Source organism: Pantoea sp. CTOTU50773, from assembly GCF_032082325.1.
GTDB classification, from domain to species: Bacteria; Pseudomonadota; Gammaproteobacteria; order Enterobacterales; family Enterobacteriaceae; genus Pantoea; species Pantoea communis.
On sequence record NZ_DAMDQC010000201.1, the window covers coordinates 1 to 6,918 of the forward strand.

7 protein-coding genes are annotated in these 6,918 nt (G+C 54.3%); 2 read left to right on the forward strand and 5 right to left on the reverse strand.

What is annotated here, in order from left to right:
* Window positions 1-438: 438 nt before the first annotated feature.
* Together purH and purD are read left to right on the forward strand one after the other, a co-directional pair.
* The gene (purH, locus tag RT340_RS20890; protein ID WP_034828924.1) at window positions 439-2,028 is read left to right on the forward strand and encodes a bifunctional phosphoribosylaminoimidazolecarboxamide formyltransferase/IMP cyclohydrolase; all 1,590 of its coding nucleotides are present in this window, start codon (window positions 439-441) and stop codon (window positions 2,026-2,028) included.
* A gap of 18 nt (window positions 2,029-2,046) precedes the next feature.
* The gene (purD, locus tag RT340_RS20895; RefSeq protein WP_097119770.1) at window positions 2,047-3,327 is read left to right on the forward strand and encodes a phosphoribosylamine--glycine ligase; all 1,281 of its coding nucleotides are present in this window, start codon (window positions 2,047-2,049) and stop codon (window positions 3,325-3,327) included.
* Window positions 3,328-3,368: 41 nt separating this feature from the next.
* On the opposite strand, the gene RT340_RS20900 is transcribed toward purD, so the two are convergent.
* From RT340_RS20900 to hemE, 5 genes are all read right to left on the reverse strand, one after another.
* Window positions 3,369-4,034 carry a DUF1481 domain-containing protein gene (locus tag RT340_RS20900; protein WP_313377639.1) on the reverse strand — a complete coding sequence of 222 codons (666 nt, stop codon included), beginning with the start codon at window positions 4,032-4,034 and terminating at the stop codon, window positions 3,369-3,371.
* 68 nt (window positions 4,035-4,102) lie between these two features.
* Window positions 4,103-4,375 carry a nucleoid-associated protein HU-alpha gene (gene hupA / locus RT340_RS20905; protein ID WP_006121511.1) on the reverse strand — a complete coding sequence of 91 codons (273 nt, stop codon included), beginning with the start codon at window positions 4,373-4,375 and terminating at the stop codon, window positions 4,103-4,105.
* Between the two features lie 188 nt (window positions 4,376-4,563).
* Window positions 4,564-5,154, reverse strand: a complete 591-nt coding sequence (locus RT340_RS20910; RefSeq protein WP_097119772.1) for a YjaG family protein — start codon at window positions 5,152-5,154, stop codon at window positions 4,564-4,566.
* Window positions 5,155-5,216: 62 nt separating this feature from the next.
* A complete protein-coding gene (gene nfi / locus RT340_RS20915) occupies window positions 5,217-5,885 on the reverse strand; it encodes a deoxyribonuclease V (RefSeq protein ID WP_097119773.1) in 669 nt (222 codons plus the stop codon).
* Between the two features lie 2 nt (window positions 5,886-5,887).
* Window positions 5,888-6,918: uroporphyrinogen decarboxylase (hemE, locus tag RT340_RS20920; protein ID WP_313377640.1), on the reverse strand; the 1,031-nt coding region annotated here is incomplete at its 5' end.

Below are 6,918 nucleotides of genomic sequence, written 5' to 3' on the forward strand. Positions count from 1 at the left end.
TGCGAGGTGGCGTATATTACGCCTTCCTCCTTCAGAGTCAAACACTTTTTTCAGCATTTTTTCTCTGGCGGAAGTTCTTAGCGAAGCTTCCTGTCAACACCGCACTTCGTAAACCGTTGTGCCGTTTCGATGGATGCGCATTATAGGGAGTTGTTCGCAGCGCGCAACCGCTAAATTCAATAAAAACAACCGTTCGCTGCATTCCACAGCAAAACCCCGCCTTATACCCACTTACACACAGTGTTATCCACATTCATCTGCACAAATGAATTTAGGCGAGCATCGCGCAAACGTTTTCGCTACAATGCCCGGCGACGTCAAGGATGCCCCTTTTGGGGCGTTACATGAAGCAAGTACTCTCTTCTATATATAAGAGAAGCGCTAAGCTTGATGTAACGCTCTTACTTATGCGAAACAAAGCCAAGGGATAAAACCACCATGCAACAACGTCGTCCAGTACGCCGCGCTCTTCTCAGTGTTTCTGATAAAGCCGGTATCCTCGAATTTGCTCAGGCACTCTCCAGCCGTGGTGTTGAGCTGCTCTCCACAGGTGGTACTGCTCGCCTGCTGGCAGATGCGGGCCTGCCCGTCACCGAAGTCTCTGACTACACCGGTTTCCCGGAAATGATGGATGGACGCGTCAAAACGCTGCACCCGAAAGTGCATGGCGGTATTCTGGGCCGTCGCGGCACCGATGATGCGATCATGGCCGAGCACGCGATCAACCCTATCGATATGGTGGTGGTAAACCTTTATCCCTTCGCTCAAACCGTTGCCAAACCCGATTGCTCACTGGCAGACGCGGTAGAGAATATCGATATCGGTGGCCCAACCATGGTGCGCTCCGCTGCGAAGAACCACAAAGATGTGGCAATCGTGGTGAAGAGCAGCGACTACGAGGCCATCATCGCCGAGCTGGACGCCAACGAAAACTCCCTGACGCTGGACACCCGTTTCGATCTGGCGATCAAAGCCTTCGAACACACCGCAGCCTACGACAGCATGATTGCCAACTACTTTGGCAGCCTGGTACCGGCTTATCATAGCGACAGCAAAGAGCCTGCCGGCCGCTTCCCACGCACGCTGAACCTCAACTTCATCAAGAAGCAGGATATGCGTTACGGCGAGAACAGCCATCAGGACGCTGCCTTCTATATAGAAGAGAATGTGGCAGAAGCTTCTGTTGCGACTGCACAGCAGGTACAGGGCAAGGCGCTCTCTTACAACAACATCGCGGATACCGATGCCGCACTTGAGTGTGTGAAAGAGTTTGATGAAGCCGCTTGCGTGATCGTTAAGCATGCTAACCCGTGTGGTGTGGCAGTGGGCGGTTCGATTCTTGACGCCTATGAGCGCGCTTACAAAACTGATCCAACTTCTGCTTTTGGCGGCATCATCGCTTTCAACCGTGAATTGGATGAAGCCACTGCCCAGGCGATCATCAGCCGTCAGTTTGTCGAAGTGATCATTGCCCCTTCAGCCAGCGAAGCGGCACTTAAAGTTACCGCAGCAAAACAGAACGTTCGCGTGCTGGTTTGTGGCCAGTGGCAGGGCCGTGTTGCTGCACTGGACTTCAAGCGTGTTAATGGCGGCCTGCTGGTTCAGGATCGTGATCTCGGTATGGTTGATGCCAGTCAGCTGCGAGTCGTGACTAAGCGCCAGCCAAGCGAGCAGGAACTGCGTGATGCGCTGTTCTGCTGGAAAGTAGCCAAGTTCGTGAAATCCAACGCCATTGTCTACGCACGTGACAATATGACTATCGGCATAGGCGCCGGACAGATGAGCCGCGTTTATTCTGCCAAAATTGCCGGTATCAAAGCAGGCGACGAAGGTTTAGAAGTTAAAGGTTCAGCCATGGCGTCTGATGCTTTCTTCCCGTTCCGCGATGGTATCGACGCAGCGGCTGCTGTAGGTATCAGCTGTGTGATTCAACCAGGTGGTTCTATCCGTGATGATGAAGTGATTGCCGCCGCTGATGAGCACGGTATTGCGATGATCTTCACCGACATGCGTCACTTCCGCCATTAATAGCCTGGAGCCGTATAGATGAAAATTTTAGTGATTGGTAATGGTGGACGTGAACACGCGTTGGCATGGAAAGCAGCACAGTCACCGCTGGCCGAAACGGTCTTTGTTGCACCGGGCAACGCGGGTACCGCACTGGAACCTGCACTGCAGAACGTGGCGATCAGCGCCACTGACGTTCCTGCACTGTTAGCCTTTGCTCAGAAAGAGAAGATCGATCTGACCATCGTAGGCCCAGAAGCGCCGCTGGTGATTGGCGTGGTCGATGCGTTCCGTGCAGCGGGTCTGAAAATCTTTGGCCCAACGCAGGCGGCTGCACAGCTGGAAGGATCAAAAGCCTTCACCAAAGATTTCCTGGCACGCCAGCAGATCCCTACCGCTGAATACCAGAACTTTACGGAAGTTGAGCCCGCGCTGGCTTACCTGCGTGAGAAAGGCGCACCGATCGTGATTAAAGCGGATGGTCTGGCAGCCGGTAAAGGGGTTATCGTCGCGATGGAACTGGCTGAAGCGGAAGCTGCAGTGCAGGACATGCTGGCAGGTAACGCTTTCGGCGATGCAGGCCATCGTATCGTCATTGAAGAGTTCCTCGACGGCGAAGAAGCCAGTTTTATCGTGATGGTGGATGGCGACAACGTGTTACCCATGGCCACCAGCCAGGATCATAAACGTGTAGGCGATGGTGATACCGGCCCAAATACCGGAGGCATGGGCGCTTACTCGCCAGCCCCGGTTGTCACCGATGAGATCCACCAGCGTGTGATGGACCAGATTATCTGGCCAACCGTTAACGGCATGAAAGCGGAAGGCAACACCTATACCGGCTTCCTATATGCCGGCCTGATGATCGATAAAGCCGGTCAGCCGAAAGTGATCGAGTTCAACTGCCGCTTTGGCGATCCAGAAACCCAGCCGATCATGCTGCGTCTGCAGTCAGATCTGGTTGAGCTGTGCCTGGCCGCAGTGGATGGCAAACTCGATAAGCAGACCTCGCAGTGGGATCCACGCCCATCGCTGGGTGTCGTGCTGGCGGCTGGCGGCTATCCCGCGGATTACAACACCGGTGATCAAATCCACGGTCTGCCGCTGGAAGAAGTGCCGGACGGTAAAGTGTTCCACGCGGGCACCACGATGAAAGATGATGTGGTGGTCACCAACGGTGGACGCGTGCTGTGCGTCACTGCCCTGGGCGAAGATGTGGCTGCCGCGCAGAAGAATGCCTATGCGCTGGCGAAACATATTTCCTGGGAAGGCAGCTTCTGCCGTAAAGATATTGGTTACCGCGCGATTAATCGCAAGTAATTATCAAGGGGCGCGCTCTGCGCCCCTTGTTTTTTCCCAACTCAGAAATCACTCTCTTTCGGCTGCCAGCTACACTCATCCTCTGGCGTCGCCCGCAACAACTGCACGCCTTCAGGTGCCTCCAACCATGACACCATCAACGACTGTGGCTGGTGTTGCTGCTGCTGAGATAGCGTGGCAATGATTCCGCTATCAAAGGGTGCATTCACCACTTTGCCATCACAATCGCGCACCTGCGTAGCGCCCAGCCAATGCCCCTGCTTCAGTAATACACGGCCACTCAGCAACGCATTACTTTGCTCCAGCATACGTTGCGCGTCGAAACGATAGAGCTCAACCGTATCACCACTTACCGCTTCACGACGGCCGGCCAGCTGACGCTGCATAAAATTAAGATTGCCCAGATGGTCAAAACGCAGCGTCACGTCATCGGGTTGCTCACCCGCCACAATGCGCTCAACGCTGATCAGGTGGTTCTGTTGCCAGTTGTAGTCAGTGGTTTCCATGGCATCGCCATTGAAAGGGGTATAAACAGTGCGAAGATGGACAGCCTGATGGTCACTGTTCTTGCGCCAGATGCGCACAGTGCCACGATCGGCCAGATAGCCACTTGCCGTAAAGGCAGGGAGATCAGAGGTGGAACTACAGCCCGCGAGCAGCGCACCGAGTAACAGGGCGCAGACGCGCTGAGTAATCGTGTTCAGCATGACAGGCCCCAATAACAAAAAGGGGCGTGTCGCCCCTCTTTTAAAGCTTAAACCGCGATGCGGAAAACTTACTTAACAGCGTCTTTCAGAGCTTTACCAGAGACGAACGCTGGCACGTTAGCTGCCGCGATTTTGATCTCTTTACCAGTCTGTGGGTTGCGACCGGTACGCTCAGCGCGGTGGTTCACTTTAAAAGTACCAAAACCAACCAGTTGTACAGCATCACCTTCTTTCAGAGACTCAGTGATCGCAGCCAGGGTAGATTCCAGCGCAGCTTTAGCCTGGGTTTTTGACAGGTCAGCTTTCTCTGCGATCACATCAATCAGTTGAGTCTTGTTCATAAGTTATCCTTAAAGTGTATTTATCGCTTGCTAAGCAACGAGTGCGAGGGAAAAGCCATATTCTGGCACTCTTCAACCTGCACGCAAAGATAGCCACAATTTTCAGCCCCCCAAATGTAGACCAGACAGGGGGCTGATGTGAAGCCTCCAGGCGCGGTAATTCAGGCCTGAAGTCACGTTTTATCGCCTTATTGCTGAAAAAGTATACCGATGTTACTGATTCCCGCTTCGCGCAGGTCAGAACGTAACCCTTTAATCAGCTCAAGGTCGCGCTCTTCGCAGTCTGCCAGCAGACGGAAAATCTCCCACTGCAGATCCCATTCATCAATCACCGCCTGATTTTCACGCAGCTCTTCATCGGTCATTTCACGACCGGCCTGCGTCATTTCAAGGATAGCGACGGTGGTGATCGAGGTGCGACTGACTTCGATTGCGTGCTCCAGCGTTTCACCGCTGAGTTGTGCATGCACAACTTCGCTCAACGCAACACAGGCATCGATCGCTGGGTGGACACCATAGATATCAAAATCATCGCCATTCGGAATCGCAGACTCCAGCTTCTCCAGTTGGCTATCGAAGTTAATTTTGGCGTCTTTGACCGTCAGGCTTTCCCAGATAAGGTCAAGGATGCGACGATAGAGTTGCGGATCGGCGAATTCAGTCTGCTGACAGAAGGCCCAATAATTGGGGAACATCCGCTCGCACAGACAGGCCATAAAGGTCATATGCTGCCAGCTTTCCAGCTTCGCCAGACGCAAATGGACGGGGTTCTGTAACATCAAACTTACTCTCAATAGGTTAGCTGGCGGCAGTGTACCGCAAAAGCCGCGCGCAAACAGCGTTAACGCGCATTTTGCCAACGCAGAAACGCAGGACGCCCCGAAGCAACCGCATCGGCCCAGCGTGTAGGCTCGGGCAAACGATAGCCCGCGGTACATTTCTCCACCCAATTCAGTGCGCTGTCCATACTGACACGATGCCCGGTTGAGACGAACAAAGGGTTGCAGCGCGCTTTACTGCGCCACACCCAACCAATTTGTTCGCCTTTATCCATCAGTGGCTGGCGGCTCCCCGGTTCAGCATCCAATTCGGTAAAACGCCCGCAGAGCCGTTTTTTCGCCACGCCAATGGTTGGAACATCCACCAGCGAGCCAAAATGCGCAGCCACGCCGAGGCGACGGGGATGGGCAATACCATGACCATCAACAAATAAAAGATCGGGTTGGTGTGTGAGCTGCTGCCAGGCTGCAAGCAGTGCGGGGACTTCGCGAAACGATAAGAAACCCGGGATGTAAGGCATGGTGGTCGCGAGGCGTGCTATACGGTGCTCCACGAGTTGCAATGAGGGATATTCTAATACCACCAGTGCCGCACGCGTGATGTCACCTTCCTGTTCAAAACCGACGTCCGCACCGGCGATAAAACGAGGCGGCAGGACGTCGAAATCATCCTGCCGCACCACGTTAGCAGCGCGTTGTAACTGTTCAGCCCGCAGCGCGGCTAAATCCATGCTTAACCCTGATGATAAGGGCGAGACAGACGATGTACGGCTTCGACGAATGCACCGGCGTGCTCTGGCGGCACATCCTGATGAATGCCATGGCCCAGATTGAAGACATGCCCTTCACCCGTGCCAAAGCCTTCAAGGATAGTGGCCACTTCCTGCTCGATACGTGCCGGAGGCGCATACAGCATGGAAGGATCCATGTTGCCCTGCAACGCAACTTTGTCACCCACGCGACGACGCGCATCGGCAATATCGGTGCTCCAGTCCAGTCCCAGCGCATCACATCCGGTCGCTGCGATAGCCTCCAGCCACTGACCACCACCTTTGGTGAACAGCGTAATCGGCACGCGGCGACCTTCGTTCTCGTGCAGCACGCTATCGACGATTTTGTGCATATAGTAGAGTGAAAACTCACGGTAATCGCGGCCGGTCAGCACGCCGCCCCAGGTGTCGAAGACCATAATCGACTGTGCACCGGCTTTGATCTGGGCGTTCAGGTAATGGATGACACTGTCAGCCAGCTTATCCAGCAGCTTGTGCAGGGTTTGCGGCTCGGCATACATCATCTTTTTAATTTTGGTGAACGCTTTGCTGCTGCCGCCTTCAACCATGTAGGTTGCCAACGTCCATGGGCTGCCAGAGAAGCCGATCAAAGGCACTTCGCCTTTCAGGTTATGGCGAATGGTACGCACCGCATTCATCACATAACCCAGCTCATCTTCCGGATCCGGGATCGGTAGCTTGTCGACATCTGCACGGCAGGTAATAGGATTTGAGAAGCGCGGACCTTCGCCCGTTTCAAAATAGAGCCCCAGCCCCATCGCATCAGGAATCGTCAGGATATCGCTGAAGAGGATCGCGGCATCCAGCGCATAACGACGCAGCGGCTGCAGGGTGACTTCGCACGCCAGCTCCGCATTCTTACACAGCGACATAAAATCACCGGCTTCAGCACGCGTGGCTTTGTACTCCGGCAAATAACGCCCGGCTTGTCGCATCATCCATACAGGGGTGACATCCACCGGCTGACGTAACA